The organism is Rhodopila sp. (assembly GCF_965276935.1).
GTDB lineage: Bacteria > Pseudomonadota > Alphaproteobacteria > Acetobacterales > Acetobacteraceae > Rhodopila.
This window is the reverse complement of the sequence record NZ_CBDIBS010000004.1, coordinates 2,010,792-2,035,422: the sequence shown is the minus strand read 5'-3', so window position 1 is coordinate 2,035,422 and position 24,631 is coordinate 2,010,792. Positions and strand designations below refer to the sequence as shown.

The following is a 24,631-nucleotide window of genomic DNA, read 5'->3' as shown; positions in this document are numbered from 1 at the left end:
GTTTGAGAGCGTGATATACGCCTTCTGACGGGTCAACCTCGGGCGATCACGCTGTAACTCTCAGATGACTGTTGCCGCGCGCTCGCCAGCCGCCCGAACCCAGGCCGCCTCCATGTCCTCGTCGAACAATTCGGTCAGCTTCTTCATCATTGTGCCGCCGAGTTCCTCCGCATCGACGATCGTCACGGCTCGCCGGTAGTACCGCGTCACGTCATGGCCGATGCCGATCGCGATCAACTCCACCTGGTCACGATTCTCGATATCGCGGATCACCTCGCGCAGGTGCTTTTCCAAATAGTTCCCGGGATTGACCGACAGAGTCGAATCATCGACCGGCGCGCCATCGGAGATCACCATCAGGATACGTCGATGCTCCGGTCGTACCAGCAGTCGACGGTAGGCCCAGAGCAGCGCCTCGCCGTCGATGTTCTCCTTAAGCAGGCCTTCACGCAGCATCAGGCCCAGGTTCTTGCGCGCCCGTCGCCAGGGCGAGTCAGCCGCCTTGTAGATGATGTGCCGTAGATCATTCAGCCGCCCAGGGTTGCGCGGCTTGGCGTCCTGCACCCATTTCTCGCGGCTTTGCCCGCCCTTCCAGGCGCGCGTGGTAAAGCCCAGGACCTCCACCTTCACCGCGCAGCGTTCCAGCGTCCGGGCCAGGATATCGCCGCACATTGCCGCCACGGTAATCGGCCGGCCGCGCATCGAGCCGGAGTTGTCGATTAGCAGGCTGACCACCGTATCGCGGAACTCGGTATCCAGCTCGCGCTTGTAGGACAAGGCCTGCATCGGGTTGATCACTACGCGTGCCAGCCGCCCGGCATCCAGCAACCCGTCATCCAGATCGAACTCCCATGATCGCGTCTGCTGCGCCAGCAACCGCCGCTGCAGCCGGTTCGCCAGCTTGGAGATGACGCCCTGCAGATGCTGCAACTGCTGATCAAGCTGCTGCCGCAGCCGGGACAACTCGTCCGCGTCGCACAGATCCTCGGCCTCGATCTCCTCATCGAAGGTCCGCGTATAGGCGCGGTAGATCGCATCATTGTCAGGGTTCGGCCGCTCCCGCCGCGGCTGGGGGCCGCCCGGCCGGTCGTCACCCTCGGCGACCGCGGCCTCTTCCTCGGACTCCGAGCCGTCGTCGTCGGCGGCCTCGCCTTCCATCTCCTCGGGCTGGGCACCGAGCATCGAGTCCTGCTCGGACTCCGACTGGCCCTCACCATCCTGCGAATTGTCCTGCTGACCCGACTGTTCGCCGCCATCGTCGCCGTCGTCCGAGTTGTCGTCCGGTTCGGCGTCCACCTCGGCTTCCGCCAGGTCCATCGCCGCCAGTAGCTTGCGGGACGCGCGAGCGAAGGCCGTCTGGTTGTCCTGCGCGCCGAGCATTTCCGTCAGTGCCTGGTCGGCTGAGCTTCCCAGGGTGTCGCGCCAAAGGTTCAATACCCGCCGCGCCGCCTCCGGCACCACGTCGCCGGATAATCTTTCCCGCGCCAGCAGAGCCAGCGCCTTGTCGATCGGCAACTGGTCCTTACGGGTCATCCGGTCGTAACCTTCGGATTCGCATTCCTCCGATAGCTTGGCACGCAGGTTGGCGTTCACGCCATTCATATGACGAGAGCCGACGACCTCCACGCGGACCTGCTCCAAGGCGTCGTAGGCATCCTTCGCCTCCCGTCGTGTCGGCATGCGCTGAGCGTGCAACGCATCATCGTGGTGGCGCAGGCGCAGGGCGATGGCATCCGACTGGCCGCGCAACTTGGCCATCTCTGTTGCCGGCAGCGCACGTGTCGGCAGCGGCAGGCGGGCGCGCTTGCCGGACACGCCCGATGGGCCAGGCTGAAACGCCACCTGCACGTCCGGCTGATCGGCGATCGCGCGCAGCACGCCGGCCGTGGCACGCTTGAAGTCCTCGGCGCGTGCATTGTCCTTGGTCGAGCCGCTCATGAGCCGCTGCTCCGTCGTAAGGTCGTGGCACGGCGCCGCCGGTCAGCCGTAGTCGTCGGGCTCGTCTCGACTTTGTGTCCAAATCTCGTGCCGCGACAGGTGGCGCAGGCAGGCAGAACCGTAACGAAAAGCGACAGCGGCATGGTAGGCATGGACCCTCAGCCGAACTTCCGGGTGGTGAAACCACCGATCGGAATGTCCTCGTTGAAGCAGCGCTGATAATATTCGGCGACGGTCGACCGTTCCGCCTCGTCGCACTTGTTCATGAACGTCACCCGAAACGCGAAACCAACGTCGCCAAAGATGCGTGCGTTCTCCGCCCAGGTGATGACGGTTCGCGGTGACATGACGGTGGAAATGTCGCCGTTGATAAAGCCGGCGCGCGTCAGGTCGGCCAGTGCGACCATGCTTTCCACGCGCTTTTTCGTGCCGGCATCCTTGGCGACATCCACGCCCATCTTCGCCAGCACGATACCGGTTTCCGTCGCGTGCGGCAGGTAGTTCAGGGTGGCGACGATGTTCCAGCGGTCCATCTGGCCCTGATTGATCTGCTGTGTGCCGTGGTAAAGTCCGGTGGTGTCGCCCAAGCCCACGGTATTCGCGGTCGCGAACAGCCGGAATGAAGGATGCGGCCGGATGACGCGGTTCTGGTCCAGCAGAGTGAGCTTGCCCTCGACTTCCAGCACGCGCTGGATGACGAACATCACGTCCGGCCGGCCGGCATCATATTCGTCGAACACCAGCGTGCAGGCGTGCTGCAGCGCCCAGGGCAGGATCCCCTCACGAAATTCGGTGACCTGCTTGCCGTCCTTCAGCACGATTGCATCCTTGCCGATCAGGTCGATGCGGCTGATGTGGCTGTCCAGGTTGACGCGGATGCAAGGCCAGTTCAGGCACGCCGCGACCTGCTCGATGTGCGTCGACTTGCCAGTGCCATGATAGCCCTGGATCATCACGCGGCGGTTGTAGGTAAACCCCGCCAGGATCGCCAACGTCGTCTCCCGGTCAAACCGGTAAGCGGGGTCGATCTCCGGGACATGTTCCGTGCGGACCGAAAACGCCGGCACCTCCATGTCGATGTCTAGGCCGAACGCCTCCCGCGCGGATACCTTGGTGTCCGGCAGGTTGATCTCGGAGGTCGGGCGAGAAGAGGCGATGTCCACAGCCGTGTTCATAGTCCAAAGTTTCCTGATACAATTCCTGGAAGTCTAACCGCGGTGTGGAACGGCGCAAGAGCGCCGTGGAGGAAGCCTAACCGCCGGCGGCCACACGGGTTTCGGAACCAAGCTTCGAGCGGACCGCCGCATACGCGACGTTGATGGTTTTAAGGCGTTCCTCGGCGTCACGGCTGCCGCCGTTCGCGTCCGGATGATGCCGCTTCGCAAGTTCCTTGTAGCGCATTTTGACCACGTCCATCGTGGTCGGCCATGAAAGACCGAGCGTCGCCAGCGGCTCCCGCAATTCCGCAGGGGGGCGTTCCGTTTCAACATGCCTGGTACCGTTGGCACGCCCCGCAGCCAGGATGTGCAGCGGGTCACGCAGCATGTCCTCGTCCCAGGCAGCACCCGCGCCCAGATGGCCCAATGGCCAGCTCGGCCGCTGCCAGGACGTGTCGGCGCGAAGCTGGGCCTCGACCTCCGCGGCGGACATGCCTTTGTAGAAGTCCCAGGAACTGTTGTAGGCGCGTACATGCTCCAGACAGAACCAGAAGTACTCGCTGAGGTTCCGCCGCGACTTCGGAGCGCGGTATTCGCCGGCTTCCGGGCAGCCAGGCATGTCGCAGGTCCGGCCCGGTGCGTTCGGGTCGGGCGCGTAAGCCCGGTGGCGCTTTGGGCGTTGCATCATCACCATCGTTATGTGCTTCGCGGCGGGCTGTTTGGCAATGGTGGTCAACGCAATGGCTGGCGGAAACCGGGCAATCCGCAAAGGGCCAGCAGGATGCTTGCCATGGTAGGGTTGTTCGCCACGATATGGACCAGCGGCCGTTCAGCCTGTCGCCACGCTGTCCGGTCGCGGCATCGCGCATCAGAAGCGCCATGCCCAGAAAGCTGCCGCCCGCGCGCGCTATGCCATGCAGGCCCAGGAAGGCGATGTCCGGTTCGTGCACCGGCTGTCTATGCGGGTGACCAGCAGTACCCGGCTGCCGCCCGGCAGATGGATCGTATCCAGGATCGCGTCCGCTGTCGTTAGGGTCGGCCGCCCGATGTCGGCGGTGAAAGCCGGGTCAGTGGACGTCGATATCCTATTAATTTCACGCGCGTCCGCCTCATCAATCGCGTGTACACACCAATCAGCCGCGAAGCGCAGCCCCTCGCCGCTGGTAGTCCTCAAAATCCCTGGCGCGCGATGTCCATCGCAAAATAAGTCAGGATCAGGTCGGCACCTGCCCGCTTGATCGCGCCGAGACTTTCCCGCACGACCCGGTGCTCGTCGATCGCGCCGGCGGCGGCGGCGAACTTGATCATCGCATACTCGCCGCTGACCTGGTACGCCGCTAGCGGCAGCAGGCTGCGCTGCTTGATCCGCGTCAGCACGTCCAGATACGGCATTGCTGGCTTCACCATCAGGATATCGGCGCCCTCGGCCTCATCGGCGTCGGATTCCCGCAGTGCCTCGCGTTCGTTCATCGGGTTCATCTGATAGGCTTTGCGGTCACCGTCCAGATCACAGCCTGCCGCGGCGCGGAATGGGCCATAGAAGGCCGAGGCGAACTTCGACGAGTACGCCATGATCGGAACGGCACCGAACCCGTTACTGTCCAATGCCGAGCGGATGGCGGTGACCTGGCCGTCCATCATGGAGGATGGCGCGATCATGTCGGCGCCGGCTTCCGCCGCGACCACGGACTGCCGCCCCAGGTTCTCGATCGTGTGGTCGTTGTGCACGTCGTTGCCGTGGATCACGCCGCAATGACCGTGCGAGGTATACTCGCAGAAGCAGGTGTCGGAGATCACCATCAGCCCCGGCGCGGCGTCCTTGGCGCGCTTGATCATCCGCGCCAGCAGCCCGTCGCGGTTCCAGGCGTCGCTGCCGGTGTCGTCCTTGTGGTGGCTGACGCCAAAGGTCATCACCGCCTTGATACCGGCCGCCGCGATTTCCTTCACCGCCATGTCCAGCTTCCGCTCGGGAATCCGGTAAATGCCCGGCATGGAGTCCACGGGCGCGAAGTCGTCCAGCTCTTCCTCGACAAAAATCGGATAGATCAGGTCGTTCAACGAAACAGTATGCTCCTGCAGCAGGTCGCGCATTGCCTGGCTGGCGCGCAGGCGGCGCAGGCGCACAATCGGGAAGGTGTTGGAGGAGACGCGGTTGGCCATCTCTGTCATCCCTAAGCCAGGGACAACGGCCAGGGCCGCGTCCCGTCAGTGAACCTGCTGTAGCGGAAAGGCGGGGGATCGACCACCGCCATTTCGCCTGTCACCAGCTCCGCCATCATCCGCCCGCACTGGACGCGATGCCAAAGCCATGGCCAGTGAAACTGGCAGCAATAAAGAAGCCTGGCACGGAATCGACGGCGGAGATCACCGGAATGCCGTCAGGCGTGACGTCGATCATGCCGCCCCAACTCTCTGCGATGCGCATAGCATGAAATATCGGGACCACCCGCGTCAAATAGCGTCGCGCCTGGCGCAGGATCGCCGGATGGGGCTTGGGGTCCAGCACGCGAAGCTTTTCGAAAAACGAGGGCCGGTCCAGCCGCCACCGCCAGGGCTGCGCCAGTTCGGTCACGAACTGGGTGCCAAGCCCGGGCGCACATCGCCGCGGCGCATCAAGAACGCCGGCAGGAAATCCCGCATATATGGCAATTGCATGCGCGTGCTCGAAGCCTGCCTGGTATGACGACAGCCGAGCGCTGCTCGGATGGCTTTTGGGCTAGGCACTCGCTGCGCTTTCCGCTAAGCCGCGCCCATGAATGCTCCTAAATACGGCAACTTCAGCGACCGACTGAGCACCCAGGCCGACGCCAAGAAAGCCGCTCTGGCGAAGTTCCGCGCTCGGCCCGGACCCGACGATCCGGCGGTTCTGGAACGTCAGGCCGCCCAGGCCGCGATCGCGGCGGCGCGTGAGGCCCGCATCGCGGAGCGCAAGGCCGCTCGTGAAGCGGAGGCGGCCAGGGTGGCGGCGGAGCAGAAAGCCTTGGCGGCGGAGAAGGCGGCGCGTGACGCTGAAAACTCCAGCCGCGCCGCCGCGCTGGCAGCCGAACAGAAGGCAGCCCGCGACAAACGCTACGCCGCGCGGACCGCTCGGCGACGCTGATCGGCGGATGCCGATCACGCTGGATGGCAACCTGGTCTCCGGTATGGACACCGCAGCGTGTCGTCGCTGACGCAAGCGTAGCCTTGCGCGACCAGTCCGCTCGGCTCGTACAGCCGGAAGGAAAGAGGACACCTCAAGATTTGCGCCGCGGACAGCACTGGATCGCTTGCGGGATCCGCCTCGGGAGCGGCTGTGATGTTCCTGCCGACAGCTGATCCCGTGTGGCAGGTTCATGCCTCTGAAGCCGCGCTTCAAGGCTGTTTCAACACAGGACTTCGCGAAAAACACTCAGAGGTCAGAATTTCGCGGCGCCTGACATCCTGTCGAAGACCATACGGTCCCTGTTCTCCCGCATCAGCATGGTAAAGCCTGGAATGGTCTCGAGCCCAAGGCCAAGTGGGAGTGCCGTATCAGAGTCGGGATAAATCTTGCCGTAGCTTTGGCCGGAAACCTTGTCCCACTTCCCAGCGGGCTTCTTAACTTCCAGATTGACCAAGGTCGCCTTGAAGACCATTCGGACGATGGCTTCCTTGGGCGAGGACGGCTTTGTCAGGCTGGGGAAGCCACCGATCATCTGCCAGCCGTTATCCAGCGCCCACCGCGTCAGCTCTTCCTTGTTCATGCAAACTCCGTAACGTCTTCGCGCGCCTTTGTCCTGCCAATATGGTGGTCGGCGAAGCTGTCGTAGGCAAGCTGGTCTTCGGTGTATGGACGTCTTGGAGCGGGTGAAGGGAATCGAACCCTCGTATGCAGCTTGGGAAGCTGCCGTTCTACCATTGAACTACACCCGCACGAAGCTTCTTTTAGTATCCGATCCCTGAGCGGCGCAAGCCGCGGATCATCCACCGAGGACGGTGGCCAAGCCTAAGATGCAGCAGTAGCGATCCACACCCGCGCGCCTACGGCAACCTTTACGATCTGTTGAGCAAGCCTGCCGCTGATCAGCCAAAGCACGTGACTCTTGGGAGCAGAAGATTTTACATCATGTTCGGATCTGGTGATGATGCGAACTGCAACAATCATGGTCTAACGGCGGCAGATCGGGCACGGGTTGCCTGATCCGGTCATGGCGGCCCCGCGGCCGCCATGACGTTACGACCATCATGTCATGTACTGCTGCAAGCGATGCAGTGATTGATCGACAATAACCGGTATCGATTGATTAGCCGAACTCGCTGCTCTTGAGGCTGCTGATGCCGCTAAAGGTGATCTTTGTCGAGTCCGACAAGGTAATCGTGACCGATCCGCTGCCTGGCCTCTGCGAGTCAAGCGCATTTTCAATCGCCCCGGGGCCATAGCCCCGTAGCACCACCTTGTCGCTGCTGTTGAAATTCACGATCAGGTCGGTTCCGCCAGCCGAACCCTTGATAAAGTCGAAACTATCCGCGCCAAAGCCGCCCGTCATTGTTGCGTGTCCAGAACCACCGACGAACGTGTTCGGTTCAAACCCGCCAACCAGTTGATCGTTGCCGGAGCCGCCGTGCAAGGATACGGCGCCGAAGCTGGCCGCGGCTGAAAGCGTCTCGTTTCCGGTGCCCGCGATCAAGGATTGCGGATTGCCGCCACTTGCGTACAGTTGATCACCAGAGCCGCCGCCGAACAAGGTCGCTGCGCCCGCGCCGGCGATTAGCAGGTTGTTTCCGGCTGTTCCGCCATGCACGACGGCTCTGCCCTGACCACCGAAAAAGGTATCGCTGCCGGTACCGCCCAAAACCGTGACTGCCCCCGCACCACCCAGAAAGGTGATATTGGCGGACGCACCGTTGACCGAGGTGGATTTCGCCGCCGTAGCGTCGATCGTGTCATTGCCGGTGGAAGCGGTCACGGCATCATGACCGGTCAGCGTCAGTTGATCGGAGCCGCTGCCCAGCAGGACGGTATTGTGTCCCGCACCGGCCTGAATGGTATCGGCGCCGGCGCCCAGAGCCAGGATCTTGTTGTTTCCATTCCCCGGCGCGATGAACCAGGCGCCCGCATCGCTGGGCGAAACAAGAATGCTATTGCTTCCACCGCCACCGACCATGGTGCCTGATCCGCCGGTGGCAACGAATGTTAGGTTACCATTGCCCGACAGGACTGATTCATTGGTTCCGCCGGAACCGAAGATCGTGGCATCGGTTGCGGTATTCACAACCGCGCCATATGCAGACGGGAGGAACGTCAGACCATTGGTCTGCTGAAAGTAGACACCGTCTCCGCCCGCCGGCACCGTCGGTGGGGGGCCATTCAGGCTGCTTGAGGGCACCAGGTGGCCATCCGCGACGCCCTGACTGACCGCGGCTGCGATCTGACCGGCAACCAGCAGATTATCGACGGCATTGAAAGGCACAGTGAACTGATCGCCGGAACGCGTAGTTTGTACTGTTACACCAGCCATTTCGTTATCCTTAAGTAATTACTTTGCGTCGGGTCGCGGATAAGGTTCGCAAGCGCACTGTGTAGCCGCATGAACGCGGAATTACACCGGATTCAGGTAGCCTCACAATTTTGTGTGCAGACTTTTGAAACGTTTACTATCCATTCCGCCATAGCACATATGCCCTATGGCAAGTCGGCATAATATAGATTCTATCTACTTTTTAGCAATACATGCCGGCTATACAGTCCTCCATAGGAATGTATCGCAAGATCACGAGCATTATCCCTCGTATGTCTCATTTGCGCGCGTATGTTCGCCTAAGGGAGACGCTGGCTGACGCGACCCATTGACGCGGCCGCCAGCCCAGTTCTATCAGTCATCGTGTCGGGTGCTCCCGGCCCTCGCGATTTGTCCGGCCGGATTGCGGCGAGGTGAAACAAGCGCGCTAAAGAGGCCAGCGTCAGGTCCTGCAACGGGCCGAGGCTGCTCAACGGTCGGGCCATCGCGTGCAAGGGCCCTGACACATGACACTTGATCCCTCTCGTCTGCGTCCCGCGACCCGCCTCGTACAGGGCGGCGTGCAGCGAACCCATCATGGGGAAACCGCGGAAGCGCTGTTTCTGACCTCCGGCTACGTGTATGACAGCGCCGAACAGGCCGAGGCGACGTTCGCCGGTGCCGTCGATCACTATCAGTATTCTCGCTTCGCCAACCCGACGCTGACCATGCTGGAGGATCGGCTCTGCCTGCTGGAGGGCGCCGAGGCATGCCGGACCACCGCCACTGGCATGGCGGCGGTCAATGCCACGATGCTTTCGCATTTAAAAGGCGGTGATCGGGTGGTGGCATCGCGGGCGCTCTTCGGCTCGTGCCACTGGATCGTTTCCACGCTGCTGCCGAAATTCGGCATCCAGTGCGAATTTGTCGACGGCACCGACCTGAACCAGTGGCGCGCCGCCTTGTCGCGTTCGGCGCAGCTCGTGCTGCTGGAAACGCCGTCCAATCCGATGCTGGAGCTGGTGGATCTGCCCGCAGTGGCCAAGTTGGCACATGCCGCCGGCGCGATCGTCGTTGTCGACAACGTCTTTGCCACCCCCCTGCTCCAGCAACCGCTCCGGCTTGGCGCCGACGTCGTGGTGTATTCCTGCACCAAGCATATGGACGGCCAGGGGCGCGTGCTGGGCGGCGCAGTCCTCTCCAACAAGCAATGGATCAACGAGACTCTTCAGCCGTTCATCCGCAATACCGGCCCGGCGCTGTCGCCGTTCAACGCCTGGGTGCTGCTGAAGGGGATCGAGACCCTGGCGCTGCGGGTCGAAGCCGCCGGCCGATCCGCCGCTGCCATCGCCGACTTCCTGGCCGACCAGCCAGGCATCACCCGCGTCTGGTATCCGACCCGTGCCGATCATCCGCAACGCACGCTCGCCGCCGCCCAGATGACCGGCGGTGGAACGGTGGTGACGTTCGAGGTCGCGGGCGGCAAGCCCGGCGCGTTCCGCGTCATGAACGCCTTCGAACTGATCGTTGTCTCCAACAACCTGGGTGACTCGAAATCCCTCGCCACGCATCCCGCCACGACGACTCATCTGCGGATCGGCGAGGCCGAGCGGGCGCGCCTGGGGATCACCGATGGCGTGCTTCGCGTGTCGATCGGATTGGAAGACGCGGAGGATCTGATAGATGACTTTCGCCGCGCGCTGGCGGCACCCGCAGATCGAAGCGCCGTTCTGGCCGCCGATTAACTGTCGGGATCCGCGTATTGACATTGCCACCTGCCGATCCGTTAAGCCTCCGCTTGTCGGGACGAGCTGTCCCATCGCCAGCCGCGACAGGTGATCCAGACAGCGGGACCTTGAGTAAAAAGACGGACGGGCTGGACCCGCGTCCTGTCCCGCCCGCCTGGACAAGTCGCCCGGATTGGGTCTTGATCAAAGGCGCCTGCCAGGCAGGAAGGTGACGTGCCATGTCGAGTGAAGATCGCAAATCAGGCCGGGCAACCCGCCCCGCCGTGGAGTCCGCACCGCCCGGCCGCGGCGCGGGTTCTGGGCGCGCCGACTACTCACGAACCACACGGGATGTCCACGTCTCGGTGCGTTCGTTCTTTCTGGCGGACCAGTCGCAGCCGGAGGAGAGCCATTTCGTCTGGGCCTACCGGGTGAAGATCGACAACCAGGGCCAGGAGCCGGTCCAACTGCTGCGCCGCACGTGGCAGATCACCGATGCGCGCGGCCGGACCCAGCATGTGCATGGCCCCGGCGTGGTCGGCGAGCAGCCGCTGCTAGAGCCCGGCGAGAGTTTCGAATACACCTCCGGCACGCCACTCGACACGCCATCCGGCTTCATGGTGGGAACCTATCATATGATCGTTCCCTCGTCCGGTGAGAACTTCGACGTGGCGATCCCCGCCTTCAGCCTGGACAGTCCACATCAAACCGGTAGGGTTCATTGACCCGCCACGATGATGGGTTGCGGGGTCCCTGACCGGACCCATATCCGACCGATGGCGAAATCGTCGGCTCCATGAACAGCCCGGAGGACTTCTCGCGGTGAACATCGTTACGCCTGCCTCGTCTCGAGCCGAGACGGCGGCTTCCTTGAACCGGCCAACGCGGGAGCAAGCTGAAGACGCTGTTCGTACGCTGCTGCTGTGGGCCGGCGACGATCCGGACCGGGAGGGTCTGCGCGACACGCCGGCTCGTGTCGCCCGTGCCTACAAGGAATTCTTCGTCGGCTATGCTACTGATCCGCTGGCGATGCTGGCGCGTACGTTCGAGGAAACCGACGGATACGACGAAATTGTTCTGCTGCGCGACATCCGGTTGGAAAGCACCTGTGAACATCACATGGCGCCCATCATTGGTCGGGTGCATGTCGCCTATCTGCCGCATCGCCGTGTCGTTGGGATCAGCAAGCTGGCGCGTGTTGTGGATGCCTATGCCAAGCGCCTGCAGATCCAGGAAAAGCTGACGGCGCAGATCGCCAACACGATCCAGGACGTGCTGGAACCGCGCGGCGTCGCCGTGATCATTGAAGCCGCACATCAGTGCATGACCACACGCGGCGTCCACAAGCCGGGTGTCACCATGGTGACCAGCCGCATGTTGGGCGCGTTCCGCGACAATGCCGCGACGCGGCGGGAGTTGCTGGCGATGGTAGGCAACCGCGGCAGTATGATCCACAGCGAATAGACGAGACGCTAGGCGTCGATTAGTGCGGCGTCGGCTGTTCCAGTGGGGCCTGCTCCACCGGCGTATCCGGCACCGCCGTTGTGGTCAACCAATCGCGCAGGTGCTGACGGGCCTGAAATTCGAACTCCACGTTCATCTCGTCCATCATGGTCTTGGTGATGTCGTACAAGGTCTTGTGCAGGTTTTCGATCCGACCGGATTGGCGATGCTCGATACGCGCCTCGGCGAAACCGCCTTGGTTGCCGTCGGCGCCATAAACCGTGAGCGAGACGCTCATGACAGCGTTAATAACGTCTTCTTGCTTGGTGAACGAGGCGTCCAGGATCGCGAAGACTGCGCGTCCCGATGTGCCGAACGGCTTAAGCCGGCCGTTCGCCATGGCTTTCAGCGCATCGACCGGCGGCTCCGGGTCCTGCGCGGTGATGTCGGGTGGAACACCAGACGGGATGAAACGCTGCTCCACATCGATCGTGGCGACGTTCAATTGGATGGGCGGCAGGTAGTCGTAGTGCAGCGGCTCGAACACCGGCTCGACTTCATGACCGCCGCAGGCTGCCAGGACAAGCGGCATCAACAGTGCATAGCGGCGGGTGAGGTTTCTCGTCTCGATCAAGGCGAAGAAGTTCCTTTGACGACCTGGACTGCGCTCAGGCTGAGCGTACAGCTTGAAAGGCTGTCTAGCTCATTGTTGGATCGCATGATTCACCCATTCCGGCTGGTCCGCTCAACGCGATCAAGTTCTAATCGGCTCGCGGTTCAGTGGAAGCCTGGCCGTGCACACCGCCACGCGGGAACCGAAAGTCATGGTTGCAGAACTCGCACGTCATGACGATGTCTCCGTCGACCGTCATGTGATCCAGGTCGTCCGCCGGAAATCCCTCCAGGATGCTGGCCAGCCGAGCGCGAGAGCAGCGGCAGCCGAACGACAGGGCGCGGGCGCGGCTGGTGGCCACACCTTCCGTATGAAACAGGCGATAGAGCAGATCTTCCGGTGGCAGATTGTCGTCCAGCAGTTCGCGGTCCGTCAGGGTCGCGGCCAGTGTCGTGGCGGTGCGCCAGTTTTCCTCCTGCGCCTGATCGTCCAGCGCCGGATCAATGCCGCCGGCGCCGGCGATCTTCTCCAGAATCAGGGCGCCGGCCCGCCAGCCGGAAGCGGTCTTTTCGCAGGCCAGGTGGACGAAGCAGCGCAGTTGCTCACTCGTGTCGAAGTAGTGCAGCGCCATGGCGGCCAGCGAGCCGCCTTCGATCGAGACAATCCCCTGATGACGGTTCTCATCCGGTCCCTGGTCCACGGTGAACGCCAGATACCCTGTGCCCAGCAGCGCGTCGGCCGAGGGTGAAGGATTAGCGGCCACCAACGCTTCCAGCCGAACCGCATCCGCTCTTGGGTAGCCGCGCAGTTCACCGGCATCGGTGCAGTCGGCCAACAACATTGTCACCGGCCCGTCGCCCTTGGCCTGCAGGCTAAACGATCCGCGGAACTTCAGCGCGGTGGACAGTCCGGCCGCGAGCGCCAGCGCCTGTCCCGTGAGGCGGGTGATAACCGGGTGGTTCTGGTGCCGGCTTAGCAGGGCTTCGGCCAGCGGACCAAGCCGCACAAGACGGCCGCGGACCGGGCGGTTGGGCAGGAAGAACGGCAGGACGCCGCGCGGCACGACAAGGTCGGGCACCGGCGGGCGGCCGCTGTCCAGAAAGGCTGGCGTATCTGACATGCGTCTAAGATAGGCGTCGGTTGCGTCCGGTGCCACAGGCGATGGATCAGAACCGGCAGGAAATTGACACGCCTGTCAGAGTTGCGGCGCCGTGATCCACGCGGCTGGTCCGTCTCGACTGGCTCCCAACACACCAACCACGGGTGGGAAGCGTCGGTCATGGTGGTATCTCGCTCTTCAATGCGGACCTTCGCCGCCATCCAGATATGCGTCACCTCCGTCAGGATCGCCGGCTTGTCTCCAGACGAGCTGAGGGGCATGTCCTCACGCCGCGGCTCGGTCTATGGCCCGAGCTGATACAGGTTGTCGATGACGACAATCCGCGCGCCGACTTCCGCGCATGCCTCAATGACGTTGGTCATGGTGCTCGGCCAGGCTATGCGCCGAACCCGCGTGTCATAGGGGAAGCTGACCGCCAGCAGTACCTGCGTGGCGCCTTTGACAGCCTGTTGCACGACGCCCGGTTGAAGGACGTCGCATTGGGTGAAGGTAATGCGTTCCGGAAGATCTGCCGGACGACTGCGCTGCGCGAGACGGACGGCGTCTCCCCGCGCCAGCAAGCTCTGGGTGACCATGCGGGTTCGGTTCCGATGCACGCGACAAGTGACACCAAAATTCTCGCCCGCAACAAATTTTTTCGTATCACTTTCTCATTATATACGCTATAGTGACAAAATAATGAGAAACAGTCGAAGGAATGAGTAGAAATGTTCGACGCCCGGTTGCATGAATTGAAGATGCAGGAGGCCCTGGGGCCGCGACGCGTGATTGTCCGTCGTCCGACGCCGTCCGATGCGGCAAGCTTGGCAATGCTGTTTTCCGAAATGCAGACCCATTACGGCTGCCCGGTTCCGGATGAAAAAGCCTTGCAGGCCGGGCGGTTAGCCTGCAAGCCGGTGGCGACGGAATTTGATCCACGGGTCCTGATCGCTGTTCTGGACGACGTCATTATCGGGTCGATCGTGCTGAACGTGACCTTCCCGGCCTTTGAGCTGAGCCAATCCTTGTACATTCGCGATCTCTATGTGTCGCATCGCATACGTCGATCCGGAATCGGTCAGAAACTAGTACGCGCCGCGGCGCGACTGGCTTTCCAGGAAGGATTCTGTGCGCTTGACTGGACCACGGACACCGCCAATTCCGCGGCGCGCAAGATGTATGAGTCTTGCGGTGCCAACGCATTGACGCGGACCTACTACCGCCTGACGCCGCAAGACATCAGCAGCGAGCTATAACGTTCCCCGGCAGCGGTGAAAACCTGGACCAGCAGCCATGCTGGCATTGTGGCCGGTCCGGCAAACCCGGCTGCATCCAGAGCCGCAACTCGAATGTGCCCCGCCGGACCTGCTCCCGCTGACCTGCATCGCCGCACGCAGTCCGCGTGCTGGCGCGGCACCAGGCAATAAGGCTCCGATCAAGCTGCGCTGATCAGTCGGCGATCGCCTGATCCGACCGCAGCGCGTGGATGCGGCGTTCCGCCTCCAGGGCGTCCATCCGTAGCGCCTGTTGCGCCGTGTCCCGCGCAAACCCGGCGCGGGCGAGCATGCCTAGCTCCTTCCGCTGAGTGGCCGCCATGTCGGCCGGTTCGCCGGCCCGAAACGGACCGATGCGCCGCCGCCGCGTCAGGACCAACGCAGCCGCCAGTTCCGAACCCGCGTCATCGCCGGCCGCGTCACGGGCCAGATCAGGCGCGATACCTTTTGCGACAAGCCGAGCCTGGATGGCGCGGCGAGAACGGCCGGTGTGAAGCAGCGACCGGACCCGTCCCTGGGCAAAGCTCGCATCGCTGACCGCGCCGGCGTGGACCAGCTTGCCAATGACAGCATCAATGGCTTTGCGCGCGGCGGCGATTACTGGCGCGGCAGCGTCGCGGTCGGCCTGGGTCCGGGCCCAGCGATCCACCCGTTTGATCAGGACTCGGCGCAAGCCAGCCTCGGTGGCAGCATAGCGGGCGAGATACGAAAGCGCCGCCTGGTACAGGTTGGCAGCGTCAGGCGGCGGTGGGGTTTGCGCAGGCGGCATGTCGCAACGATGCTGACAAGATGGCCGGATGCAAGTCCCATTCGTGAATGCAACGGCTGTATGGCAACGGCTGCAAGGCAGTCCTGCGCCGCCGCGGCGAACGGCCGTTTGACATCGTCAGGGGCTTTGGCCAAAGATAAATGTTCCCCCGGACCCGCCCCGAAAGGTCGCGGGTGGGTGATCCGTTGGGAACTGTCGAAAAACCGAGGGTCGAACCCCGATGATTTCCGCTCTGCTGCCGAACTACGCACGTCTTGACCTCGCCTTCGAGCGGGGCGAGGGCGCTTGGCTGTGGACGGTGGATCAGCGACGATTCCTGGATTTCGGGTCGGGCATCGCCACGGCCTCGCTCGGGCACGGCAATCCGCATCTGGTTAAGGCCATCGCCGAACAGGCCGCGAAGGTGATGCATACGTCCAATCTGTACCGCATCCCGCAGGCGGAACGGCTGGCGCAGCGGCTGGTGGACGCCTCCTTCGCCGACAGCGTGTTCTTCTGCAACTCGGGCGCCGAGGCGAACGAGGGCATGATCAAGATGATGCGCCGAGCGATGTCGGACGCCGGCAAGCCGGAGCGGTTTCGCATCCTGTGCTTTGAAGGCGCCTTCCATGGCCGCACGCTGGCCACCCTCGCCGCCACCGGCAATGCGCACTACCTGGAAGGCTTCGGCCCGGTGGTGGAAGGTTTCGATCATGTGCCGTTCAACAACATGAACGCGGTGCGCGATGCGATCGGGCCGGGAACCTGCGGCATCATCGTCGAGCCGGTGCAGGGTGAGGGCGGCGTGCGTCCCGCCGACATGCAGTTCCTCCGCGACCTGCGCACCGTCTGCGACGAGTACGGCATCATCCTGGGCATGGACGAGGTGCAATCCGGCATGGGCCGAACCGGCAAGCTGTTCTCGCATGAATGGGCCGGCATCACCCCAGACGTGATGTCCGCGGCCAAGGGCATCGGCGGCGGCTTTCCGCTCGGCGCCGTGCTGGCGAAAGAATCGTCCGCCAAGGCGCTGAAGCCCGGCACGCATGGCACCACCTTCGGCGGCAATCCCCTGGCGTGCGCCGCCGGCAACGCGGTGCTGGACGTGATCCTGGCACCCGGTTTCCTGGAAGAAGTCGAGCGCAAGGGCCGCAAGCTGCGCGGCGAACTGGACCGCATCACGCGGGACTTTCCCTCGGTATTCGCCGACGCCCGTGGCCTCGGCCTGCTTCTCGGCCTGAAATGCGTCATCCCGCAGGGTCAGGTGCAGGCCGCCTGCGCCGCCGAGGGGCTGATGGCGATTACCGCCGGGGACAACGTGCTGCGTCTGGCGCCGCCGCTGGTGGTCACCGACGACGACATTGACCAGGCGATCGCGATGCTGCGCAAGGCCGCGGCGCATTGCGCATCGGCGGAAGCCGCCAAGGCCGCGGCACAATGAGCGGCGCTGTCAGGCGGCGCTCTGCCCAAGAAGGAGAGGCCGGCGCCAAGCCCCGGCACTTCCTCGATCTGCGCGACTTCGACACGGCAACGCTGCGGCAGATGCTGGATGTCGCCTCCGGCTTCAAGCGTGCCGGCGGCGTTACCTCGCGTCCGCTGGCGGGCAAGACGCTGGCGCTGATCTTCGAAAAGCCCTCGACCCGAACGCGCGTATCGTTCGAGGTCGGTATGCGTCAGCTCGGCGGCGAGGTGATCGTGCTGTCCGGCAAGGACATGCAGCTTGGCCGCGGCGAAAGCGTTGCTGACACCGCGCGGGTGCTGTCGCGCTATGTCGATGCGATCATGCTGCGCACCGATGGCGCGTCCAAGCTGCGGGAGCTGGCGGCCTATGCCACCGTGCCAGTGATTAACGGCCTGACGGAAGCCTCGCATCCCTGCCAGTTGATGGCCGATGTCCTGACGTTTGAGGAGCATCGCGGGCCGATCGCCGGCCAGGTCGTGGCTTGGTGCGGCGATGGCAACAACGTCGCGCGAAGCTGGATCGAGGCGGCGGTGCGCTTCGGCTTCACCCTGTGCCTGGCGACGCCGGATGGCTTGCAACCGCCAACGGATCTGATTGCCTGGGCCCGTGGGCAGGGCGCCCAAATCGAGCTGACAAGCGATCCGATGGAGGCCGTCAAGGACGCGCGCTGCGTCATCGCCGATACCTGGGTCTCGATGTCGGACGAGCCGAACCAGAGCCGTCACAATCTGCTGGCGCCATACCGCGTGACCAACCGCCTGATGGAGAAAGCTGCGCCGGATGCGATCTTCATGCACTGCCTGCCTGCCCACCGCGGGGAGGAAGTGGATGCGGACGTGATCGATGGCCCGCAATCGGTGGTATTTGATGAGGCGGAGAACCGGCTGCATGCGCAGAAGGGGATCCTGGCCTGGGTGATGGGCGCGGCGCGGTAGGCTGATTACGGGTGAAAGCGCCGTCCTGTTCCCAAAGTTCGTCGTATCTTGCGGCGAGCTTTGGGGATTTGCAGAAGACTAAAAACAACGAGCTAGAATTCTAGGAGTGCAGCCACTCGCTCCAATGCCGCCTCAGCCAATCCAGCGGGCGCGGCGGCAATATAACGGACATGTCGCGCAACATGATCGATGCTTTTGGTTTGGTCCGTCAGGACGACACCGGAGACTTGACCACCGGGTGGGATTGCCACTTCAAAAGGCCAGTCACGCCGTGTATTGGTGACCGGGGCAACAAAAACATATCCCGTCAGTTCGTTGAAGGCCCGTCCTGAAAGCACCAGCCCCGGCCGTTCGCCAGATTGCTCCCGCCCGATACGCGGGTCGAGCACGATACGGACGAAGTCGCCACGATCCGGCACATAACGGCCGTTCATTGCTAGATCACCTCACGTCCGGCCGGTGGGCCGAAGTCGATTGGGTCTGGACGGCTTTCGGGCCTACATGCCGCCAACAACTCCGCCAGCTTTAAGCGCTGGCGCCTGATAACCAGATGGTCTCCCTCTACCAGCACGTCCACGCGCGAACCTTCTCTAAGATCAACCTGCTGCAACATCGTTTTAGGCAGTCGAACCCCGATGCTGTTGCCCCATTTGTGCAATGTCACTGCCATGGTGATCTCCATTTTGGATATACATAGTATATCATGCAGGCTTGATCAAACAGATACCGCATTGGAGTGCCGGTCGTGAAGCTTCCTGGGTTGTGTCAGGAAAGCGGAGGTTCCGCCAACCAATCCTCGGCGCGCAGTTCGCCCCCCACGGGGCGGAATTCTGGCAGCTTGCTTGTCAGGACAACCAGACCGCGGCTGCGTGCGTGCCCTGCGATCAGCACATCATAACCGCCGATGGACTGTCCCTGGCGCTCCAGACTGGCCCTGATCTCCGCCGCATGGGCCGCTGCGGCATCATTGAGAGACAAGATCACGAGGCGAGCCGTCATACTTGGTTGGGTCCCATGCCCCGCAAACCAAGGCTCTTGAGCAAATGCCAGGACCGGCAGATGATTACGCCATACGTCCCAGGAGGATTGCCGGATGCCTGAAAGCCCCACCGACACGGCGATGTTCGCTGCCAGTCAGAGCCGCCTGCCGTTGAACGGCATCACCGTCCTCGACCTGACATTGGCGCGCGCCGGACCCACCGCGGTGCGTCACTTCGCCGACTGGGGGGCCAACGTCATTCGCATTGAACCGCCGGCCACCGAGGGCGAGGATGTCGCTGGCCGCCGCCACGGCTTCGACTTCCAGAACCTGCACCGCAACAAGCGGGCGGTGACCTTGAACCTGAAGTCGACGGAAGGCCACGAGGCGTTCATGCGCCTCGCGGCGAAAGCCGACGTGGTGCTGGAGAACATGCGGGCCAACGTGAAGCACCGCCTGAAGGTCGCCTACGACGACGTCAAGGCGGTCAATCCACGCATCGTCTATGGCAGCATCTCCGGCTTCGGCCAGGATGGGCCCTATGGGCCGCGCGCCGGCGTCGACCAGATCGCGCAGGGCATGGGCGGGCTGATGTCGATCACCGGTGAGCCTGGCCGCGGGCCGATGCGGGTAGGTATCCCGATCGACGACCTGACCGCCGGCAACCTGCTCGCGCTCGGCTGCATGATGGCGCTGTTCGACCGTGAGCGCACCGGTGTCGGCCGTTGGGTCACCACGTCGCTGCTGGAAGCGCAGGTCTTCATGCTCGACTTTCAGGCCAGCCGCTGGCTGATGGAAGGCGAAGTGGCGGGTCAGGCCGGCAACGACCACCCCACCGGCATCCCCACCGGCGTGTTCCCCACCAGCGACGGCCACATCAACATCGCCGCCAGTTCGTCGCGCGTGTTTTCCCGGTTCTGCGAGGCGATCGAGCGGCCGGATTGGCTGGAGCAGCCCGAGTGGAAAACCCAGGCTGGCCGCAGCAAGAACCGCAAGGCGATCAACGCGGCGATCTCCGAGATTACCGCGACAAAGCCGTCAAACCACTGGATCGAGCTGTTCGAGGCCAACGGCATCCCCTGCGGCCCGATCTACACGATTGACCAGGTGTTCGCCGACCCGCAGGTCAGGCACCTCGGCATGGCGACGAAGATGCAAAGCCCTCATGTCGGGGACAAGGAAGTGGTGGCCTCGGCCATCAACATCTCCGGCTTCTCCAAAGCAATCCGCGGCCATACGCCAAATGCCAACGAGCATGGCGACGAGATCCTGAAAAGCGTCGGCTATACGGACGCCGAACTGCAAGACATGCGACAGAAGGGAGTGATCTGACATGCTGCCTGACCATGCCGAGACCCGCGCTTTCGCGGGCGGAAAAATGCTGGCCGCGAAGGATGACGGCGTTGGCCTGATCACCTTCAACCAGCCAGAAAAGCGCAACGCCATGTCCATGGAGATGTGGACCGGCCTGGGCGAGATCCTGGATGAATTCAGCGAGGACAGCGGTGTCAGCGTGGTGATCCTGACTGGCGCCGGCAACAAGGCGTTCGTCTCGGGCGCCGATATCAGCCAGTTCGAGAAGAACCGCAACAGCGCTGATTCGCAGGCGGAATATGATCGCGCGACCGGTGTTGGACGCGACAAGTTCCACGCGTTCAAGAAGCCGATCATCGCCCGCATTCGCGGCTTCTGCATGGGCGGCGGCCTGGCGATTGCGATGGCGACCGATCTGCGCATTGCCTCGCTTGACAGCCAGTTCGGCATTCCAGCGGCAAGGCTCTCCATCGCCTACGCGCCGGATTCGGTGAGACGGCTGATCGACCTTGTCGGTCCGGCGCATGCCCGCATGATCCTCTATACGGCCAAGCGCATCGACGGCACGGAAGCCGAACGGATCGGACTGATCAACAAGGTGACGACGGAGGAAGCGCTGAACGACGTGGTACTGGATGTCGCGCGCACCATCGCCGACAACGCGCCGTTGTCCGTCGCGGCGTCGAAACTGACGATCGACGAGATGCTGAAGGACGAGAGCCAGCGCGACATGCAGGCCATCAAGAAAATCAGTGAAACCTGCTTCAACAGCACCGACTACAAGGAAGGCCGCACGGCGTTCATGGAAAAGCGTCCGCCGCGGTTCATTGGTGCGTGATGGAGGCATCGCCGGGATCGTCATTGGCGTTGGTCATTTCGTTACCTGCTAAAAGAATGGCGTAAGGATCGGCTCTTTTGCGTCACGCCCGCCGCAGGCCGGTTCAGATGCGTCATGGCCGGCGCAGGCCGGCCGTCCACGACTTTGGTGGCACCGCCTTTGGTGGCATCGGCACCGCAAGTCTTCGGTGGCTGGGACAACACGCCTCCACGTGCTCAGACGCCCACGGCGACACAATGAGGCGGACTTGGCGCAACCCAGATGCCAACTCACTTCATAATTTAAGACTCAGGACACACCCAGATGTTCGAACTGCCTGAAGAACACCGGATGCTGCAGGAACTCGTGGCGAAATTCATCGACCGCGACGTGATCCCGCTGGAAAAAGGCGTCCTTGCGCGCGAGATGTCCGGCCAGAAATCTGGCCTGCCAGCCGAAGAAGAAGACCGCCTGCTGGCCACCTGCAAGGAACTCGGCCTGTGGGGGCTGGACGTGCCGGAAGAATACGGCGGCGCCAACCTGCCCTACTCGGCCCTGGTCGGCGTCTATGAGGAACAAGGCCGCACCTGCGTGCCCTTCACCTTCCCCCCGGACAGCCCGAACCTGCACATGCTGATCGCCGTGGCGAATGATGAACAGAAGAAAAAGTATCTTGAACCGTACGCCCGCGGGGAAGCCCATTCCGCCATCGCGATTTCCGAACCCGGCGCGGGCGGCGATCCGGCCGGCATGACCACGCGTGCGGTGAAGGACGGCGGCGACTGGGTCATCAACGGCCGCAAGATCTGGGTTAGCCGCGTGCCGCAAGCGGATTTCGTCATCGTCATGGCCCGCACCGGGGAGGGCAAGCGCGCCGAAGGCGTCACCGCCTTCATTGTCGAGCGTGGCACTCAAGGCTTCATCATCGAGCGTGAAATCCCGATGCTTGGTGGCGCGCGGACCTATGAACTGGTGTTCGAGGACTGCCGTATTCCCGCCCGCCAGATCCTTGGCGTCGAGGGCAAGGGCTACGCGCCGATGCAGCTTCGCCTGACCGTCCGTCGCCTGCAGATGGGTGCCTGGTGCATCGGCATGGCGCGCCGGGCACTGGACATGATGGTGGAACACACCAAGCAGCGGGTGACGTTCGGCCAGCGGCTGGCCGACCGGCAGGCCATCCAGTGGTGGATCACCGACGCCGCAATAAAAATCCACGCCTGCCGCCTGATGGTCTACGACGCCGCGACCAAGGCCGATGCCGGCCGCGATGTGCGCACCGAGGCGTCCATGGTAAAGCTCTACGGCACCGAAATGGCGACCGAGGTGGTCGATCACGCGATGCAGGCCTTTGGCGCCATGGGCGTGGCGAAGGAACTGCCGCTGCAGTTGATGGCGCAGAAGGTGCGGACGATGCGGGTTTACGAAGGCCCGTCGGAAGTCCACCGGATGGCGATCGCGCGGCGGATCATCGGCAAGTGACCCAGCCCCGCATCAAGGCGGGGATCTGGGTCAGGATGGCGTTGCGGATGGGCGATATCGACAACCGGCCCGGCGCCGTGCTGCGCAGGGGCGACGCCGACGCCGGCGGCGTGCTGGTCGTGCTGCGGGGCAGGGAGGGCCTGTCGGTCCTGTCCCAGTTGCGGTCGGCGGAAGGCGAACTGGCCTGGATGCGCGCGACTGGCGGCACGCCGGTGGATCAGGATGCCGTCGATGCCTACATCACGCGGCAGGTGAAGTTCGATCCCGATCTGTGGGTGCTGGAATTCGAGGCGCCCGACCTGCTGCCGCCGTTCGAAGCGAAACTCGTGTAACACCAGCCGGTGGCAGAATCAACACCTTGGCTGCGCCACCTCGTCATGGCACAGGGCCGCCATGACGACTGAGGCCGGTACCAGCCGTCAATACAACAGCCGCGTAAGCCTGTTGGCGGGCTCAACCGGCATGCTCGCCTACTACGATGGCGTCGGCGACAGCGCCAATCCTGTCGGCCACGCCTAGTGCCTGGTTCACGGATCAACGATTATCGCGGAAGCTGTGATGTCCGACGTCACCACGTTGCTGGTTGCATGCTGATCCGCGGACGTCTGGCGCGATGATAGAGATCATGCCTGGATGTGGAAGTACTTGCAAAATCGAATTATATCGTCCCGGCGCCTTTCCTCGCGCCAGATCCTGGCCCTGACCTTGCATTCGGTTTGTGTCTGACAGGAGGAACCAATGTGCCAAGGTGACGATCCAAATTGCGCCGACTTCGAACAGCACAGGCTCGATTTCCGTAATGGAATGGCGAAGGAACGGCGCGCCTTCCTGAAGTCCGGCTTCGCCGCGACCGGCGGTGCGGCGGCCCTCGCCACCACCGGCATCTCGCTAGTGTCGCCGGCTCTCGCGCAGATCTCCGCCGCCCGGGCGTCTGTCCAGTCCGGCTACCACCATCTGCCGGCTAACGCCGACACCGTCCACTGGGGCTATTTCAGCAAGACGCTCAAGCCGCGCATCGAGGTAAACTCAGGCGATTACGTCACCATCGAGACGCTGACGCATCAGGCCAGCGATGACCCTGAACGGATGATCAACGGTGATCCGGGAGCGGAGAGCGTCTACCTGTGGACGAAGGACAGCAAGGGCGTGATGCGCCGCGGCGCCGGCCCGGGTGATGGCGGTGGTCTCGGCGTGCATATCTGCACTGGACCGATAGCGGTGCGCGGCGCGGAACCGGGTGACGTGCTGGAAGTGCGCATCCTGGACGTGAAGCTCCGGCCATCCGCCAACCCGGAATACAAGGGCCTGGCCTTCGGCAGCAATGCCGCGGCGAACTGGGGTTTCCAGTACAAGGACCTGATCACCGGCGACAAACCGCGTGAGGTCGTCACGATCTACGAGGTGGACGCCACCGGCGAGCGCAACTGGGCCAAGGCGCTGTACAACTTCAGATGGATTCCGGTCACCGATCCGACCGGCAAGGTGCATCCGACCATCGACTATCCCGGACTGCTGGTCGACCACACGCGGACGCAGCGCAACTGGGGCGTGCTGAAGAACATCCGCGTGCCGATCCGGCCGCATTTCGGCACCATGGGGCTGGCGCCGAAGGAGGCCGACTTCGTCAACTCGATCCCGCCGAGCTACACCGGCGGCAACATCGACAACTGGCGCATCGGCAAGGGTGCCACGATGTATTATCCGGTCGCGGTGGAAGGCGCGTTGCTGTCGGCCGGCGATCCGCATGCCAGCCAGGGCGACTCCGAATTATGCGGCACCGCGATCGAGTGCTCGTTGACCGGAACGTTCCAGTTGATCCTGCACAAGCGGGCTGACCTTGGGGGCACCGCTCTGGAGTCGCTGAATTTTCCGATGATCGAGACGCAGGACGACTGGGTGATGTCGGGGTTCAGCTATCCAAACTATCTGGCTGATCTGGGCGCCAACGCGCAGAGCGATATCTTCGCGAAATCATCGATCGATCTGGCGATGCGGGATGCGTTCCGGAAGATGCGGGGCTTCCTGATGAACACCAAGGGACTGACGGAAGACGAGGCAATCTCCCTCATGTCGGTTGCGGTGGATTTCGGCATTACCCAGGTGGTGGACGGAAATTGGGGCGTGCATGCGATCATCAAGAAGAACGTGTTTGCAGGTTCGGTTGTGTAACACCAACAGCCAGAAGGATGG

At 63.2% G+C, this 24,631-nt stretch carries 27 protein-coding genes, 1 tRNA gene and 1 riboswitch; of the genes, 13 read left to right on the top strand and 15 right to left on the bottom strand.

Features of this window, described 5'->3' with window-relative positions; all coding sequences use genetic code 11:
* Positions 1–60: 60 nt before the first annotated feature.
* The 5 genes from cobT to ACQY4S_RS25775 form a co-directional block, all read right to left on the bottom strand.
* On the bottom strand, positions 61–1,938 hold the full coding sequence (cobT, locus tag ACQY4S_RS25795) for a cobaltochelatase subunit CobT (protein WP_428488027.1): 1,878 nt from the start codon (positions 1,936–1,938) through the stop codon (positions 61–63).
* Positions 1,939–2,096: 158 nt separating this feature from the next.
* Positions 2,097–3,113 carry a cobaltochelatase subunit CobS gene (gene cobS / locus ACQY4S_RS25790; protein WP_428488026.1) on the bottom strand — a complete coding sequence of 339 codons (1,017 nt, stop codon included), beginning with the start codon at positions 3,111–3,113 and terminating at the stop codon, positions 2,097–2,099.
* A gap of 76 nt (positions 3,114–3,189) precedes the next feature.
* Positions 3,190–3,783 carry a J domain-containing protein gene (locus ACQY4S_RS25785; RefSeq protein WP_428488025.1) on the bottom strand — a complete coding sequence of 198 codons (594 nt, stop codon included), beginning with the start codon at positions 3,781–3,783 and terminating at the stop codon, positions 3,190–3,192.
* 482 nt (positions 3,784–4,265) lie between these two features.
* Complete coding sequence (gene hemB / locus ACQY4S_RS25780) at positions 4,266–5,255, bottom strand: porphobilinogen synthase (RefSeq protein ID WP_428488024.1); 990 nt, start codon at positions 5,253–5,255, stop codon at positions 4,266–4,268.
* A 115-nt stretch (positions 5,256–5,370) separates the two neighbouring features.
* Complete coding sequence (locus ACQY4S_RS25775) at positions 5,371–5,667, bottom strand: FAD-dependent oxidoreductase (RefSeq protein WP_428488023.1); 297 nt, start codon at positions 5,665–5,667, stop codon at positions 5,371–5,373.
* A gap of 180 nt (positions 5,668–5,847) precedes the next feature.
* Between ACQY4S_RS25775 and ACQY4S_RS25770 the strand changes: the two genes are divergently transcribed.
* Positions 5,848–6,195, top strand: a complete 348-nt coding sequence (locus ACQY4S_RS25770; protein WP_428488022.1) for a DUF6481 family protein — start codon at positions 5,848–5,850, stop codon at positions 6,193–6,195.
* Positions 6,196–6,490: 295 nt separating this feature from the next.
* Here ACQY4S_RS25770 and ACQY4S_RS25765 read toward each other — a convergent pair whose 3' ends face one another.
* From ACQY4S_RS25765 to ACQY4S_RS25755, 3 genes are all read right to left on the bottom strand, one after another.
* On the bottom strand, positions 6,491–6,817 hold the full coding sequence (locus ACQY4S_RS25765; protein ID WP_428488021.1) for a hypothetical protein: 327 nt from the start codon (positions 6,815–6,817) through the stop codon (positions 6,491–6,493).
* Positions 6,818–6,912: 95 nt separating this feature from the next.
* Positions 6,913–6,986 (bottom strand) — tRNA-Gly (locus ACQY4S_RS25760).
* 371 nt (positions 6,987–7,357) lie between these two features.
* Entirely contained in the window at positions 7,358–8,572 is a 1,215-nt protein-coding gene (locus ACQY4S_RS25755; RefSeq protein WP_428488020.1) for a calcium-binding protein, read from the bottom strand.
* Between the two features lie 372 nt (positions 8,573–8,944).
* Positions 8,945–9,024, top strand: a riboswitch (SAM riboswitch).
* A gap of 54 nt (positions 9,025–9,078) precedes the next feature.
* On the opposite strand from ACQY4S_RS25755, the gene metZ reads away from it, so the two are divergent.
* From metZ to folE, 3 genes are all read left to right on the top strand, one after another.
* Entirely contained in the window at positions 9,079–10,296 is a 1,218-nt protein-coding gene (gene metZ, locus ACQY4S_RS25750; protein WP_428488019.1) for an O-succinylhomoserine sulfhydrylase, read from the top strand.
* Positions 10,297–10,517: 221 nt separating this feature from the next.
* Positions 10,518–11,003, top strand: a complete 486-nt coding sequence (gene apaG, locus ACQY4S_RS25745) for a Co2+/Mg2+ efflux protein ApaG (RefSeq protein ID WP_428488018.1) — start codon at positions 10,518–10,520, stop codon at positions 11,001–11,003.
* A 97-nt stretch (positions 11,004–11,100) separates the two neighbouring features.
* Entirely contained in the window at positions 11,101–11,742 is a 642-nt protein-coding gene (gene folE / locus ACQY4S_RS25740; RefSeq protein WP_428488017.1) for a GTP cyclohydrolase I FolE, read from the top strand.
* Positions 11,743–11,761: 19 nt separating this feature from the next.
* On the opposite strand, the gene ACQY4S_RS25735 is transcribed toward folE, so the two are convergent.
* The 3 genes from ACQY4S_RS25735 to ACQY4S_RS25725 all read right to left on the bottom strand — a co-directional run bounded on the left by ACQY4S_RS25735 (position 11,762) and on the right by ACQY4S_RS25725 (position 14,029).
* Complete coding sequence (locus ACQY4S_RS25735; RefSeq protein WP_428488016.1) at positions 11,762–12,355, bottom strand: hypothetical protein; 594 nt, start codon at positions 12,353–12,355, stop codon at positions 11,762–11,764.
* Positions 12,356–12,482: 127 nt separating this feature from the next.
* A complete protein-coding gene (locus ACQY4S_RS25730) occupies positions 12,483–13,454 on the bottom strand; it encodes an Hsp33 family molecular chaperone HslO (protein ID WP_428488015.1) in 972 nt (323 codons plus the stop codon).
* A gap of 281 nt (positions 13,455–13,735) precedes the next feature.
* Complete coding sequence (locus tag ACQY4S_RS25725) at positions 13,736–14,029, bottom strand: NAD(P)H-binding protein (RefSeq protein WP_428488014.1); 294 nt, start codon at positions 14,027–14,029, stop codon at positions 13,736–13,738.
* 132 nt (positions 14,030–14,161) lie between these two features.
* On the opposite strand from ACQY4S_RS25725, the gene ACQY4S_RS25720 reads away from it, so the two are divergent.
* Complete coding sequence (locus tag ACQY4S_RS25720; protein ID WP_428488013.1) at positions 14,162–14,689, top strand: GNAT family N-acetyltransferase; 528 nt, start codon at positions 14,162–14,164, stop codon at positions 14,687–14,689.
* 193 nt (positions 14,690–14,882) lie between these two features.
* Here the strand turns inward: ACQY4S_RS25720 and ACQY4S_RS25715 are convergent, their stop codons facing one another.
* Positions 14,883–15,476: a regulatory protein RecX gene (locus ACQY4S_RS25715; RefSeq protein ID WP_428488012.1), complete on the bottom strand. Its 594-nt coding sequence runs from the start codon at positions 15,474–15,476 to the stop codon at positions 14,883–14,885.
* Positions 15,477–15,696: 220 nt separating this feature from the next.
* Between ACQY4S_RS25715 and ACQY4S_RS25710 the strand changes: the two genes are divergently transcribed.
* Together ACQY4S_RS25710 and argF are read left to right on the top strand one after the other, a co-directional pair.
* A complete protein-coding gene (locus ACQY4S_RS25710) occupies positions 15,697–16,896 on the top strand; it encodes an aspartate aminotransferase family protein (protein ID WP_428488010.1) in 1,200 nt (399 codons plus the stop codon).
* Positions 16,893–17,852 (top strand): ornithine carbamoyltransferase, encoded by a 960-nt coding sequence (gene argF / locus ACQY4S_RS25705; RefSeq protein ID WP_428488009.1) that lies wholly within the window; start codon positions 16,893–16,895, stop codon positions 17,850–17,852. Before ACQY4S_RS25710 ends, argF begins: the two co-directional genes overlap by 4 nt.
* A gap of 92 nt (positions 17,853–17,944) precedes the next feature.
* Here argF and ACQY4S_RS25700 read toward each other — a convergent pair whose 3' ends face one another.
* From ACQY4S_RS25700 to ACQY4S_RS25690, 3 genes are all read right to left on the bottom strand, one after another.
* The gene (locus tag ACQY4S_RS25700) at positions 17,945–18,286 is read right to left on the bottom strand and encodes a type II toxin-antitoxin system PemK/MazF family toxin (protein WP_428488008.1); all 342 of its coding nucleotides are present in this window, start codon (positions 18,284–18,286) and stop codon (positions 17,945–17,947) included.
* A 2-nt stretch (positions 18,287–18,288) separates the two neighbouring features.
* Entirely contained in the window at positions 18,289–18,522 is a 234-nt protein-coding gene (locus ACQY4S_RS25695) for an AbrB/MazE/SpoVT family DNA-binding domain-containing protein (RefSeq protein WP_428488007.1), read from the bottom strand.
* A gap of 95 nt (positions 18,523–18,617) precedes the next feature.
* Positions 18,618–18,836, bottom strand: coding sequence for a hypothetical protein (locus ACQY4S_RS25690; protein ID WP_428488006.1), 219 nt, complete (start codon positions 18,834–18,836; stop codon positions 18,618–18,620).
* A 109-nt stretch (positions 18,837–18,945) separates the two neighbouring features.
* Here ACQY4S_RS25690 and ACQY4S_RS25685 point away from each other — a divergent pair, with 109 nt between their 5' ends.
* The 6 genes from ACQY4S_RS25685 to ACQY4S_RS25660 all read left to right on the top strand — a co-directional run bounded on the left by ACQY4S_RS25685 (position 18,946) and on the right by ACQY4S_RS25660 (position 24,610).
* A complete protein-coding gene (locus ACQY4S_RS25685; RefSeq protein ID WP_428488005.1) occupies positions 18,946–20,163 on the top strand; it encodes a CaiB/BaiF CoA transferase family protein in 1,218 nt (405 codons plus the stop codon).
* A gap of 1 nt (position 20,164) precedes the next feature.
* The gene (locus ACQY4S_RS25680) at positions 20,165–20,983 is read left to right on the top strand and encodes an enoyl-CoA hydratase (protein WP_428488004.1); all 819 of its coding nucleotides are present in this window, start codon (positions 20,165–20,167) and stop codon (positions 20,981–20,983) included.
* 303 nt (positions 20,984–21,286) lie between these two features.
* Complete coding sequence (locus tag ACQY4S_RS25675; protein ID WP_428488003.1) at positions 21,287–22,441, top strand: acyl-CoA dehydrogenase family protein; 1,155 nt, start codon at positions 21,287–21,289, stop codon at positions 22,439–22,441.
* Positions 22,438–22,773, top strand: a complete 336-nt coding sequence (locus ACQY4S_RS25670; protein ID WP_428488002.1) for a DUF1491 family protein — start codon at positions 22,438–22,440, stop codon at positions 22,771–22,773. Before ACQY4S_RS25675 ends, ACQY4S_RS25670 begins: the two co-directional genes overlap by 4 nt.
* A gap of 61 nt (positions 22,774–22,834) precedes the next feature.
* On the top strand, positions 22,835–22,960 hold the full coding sequence (locus ACQY4S_RS25665; RefSeq protein ID WP_428488001.1) for a hypothetical protein: 126 nt from the start codon (positions 22,835–22,837) through the stop codon (positions 22,958–22,960).
* Between the two features lie 219 nt (positions 22,961–23,179).
* Entirely contained in the window at positions 23,180–24,610 is a 1,431-nt protein-coding gene (locus ACQY4S_RS25660) for an acetamidase/formamidase family protein (RefSeq protein WP_428488000.1), read from the top strand.
* Positions 24,611–24,631: the final 21 nt, after the last annotated feature.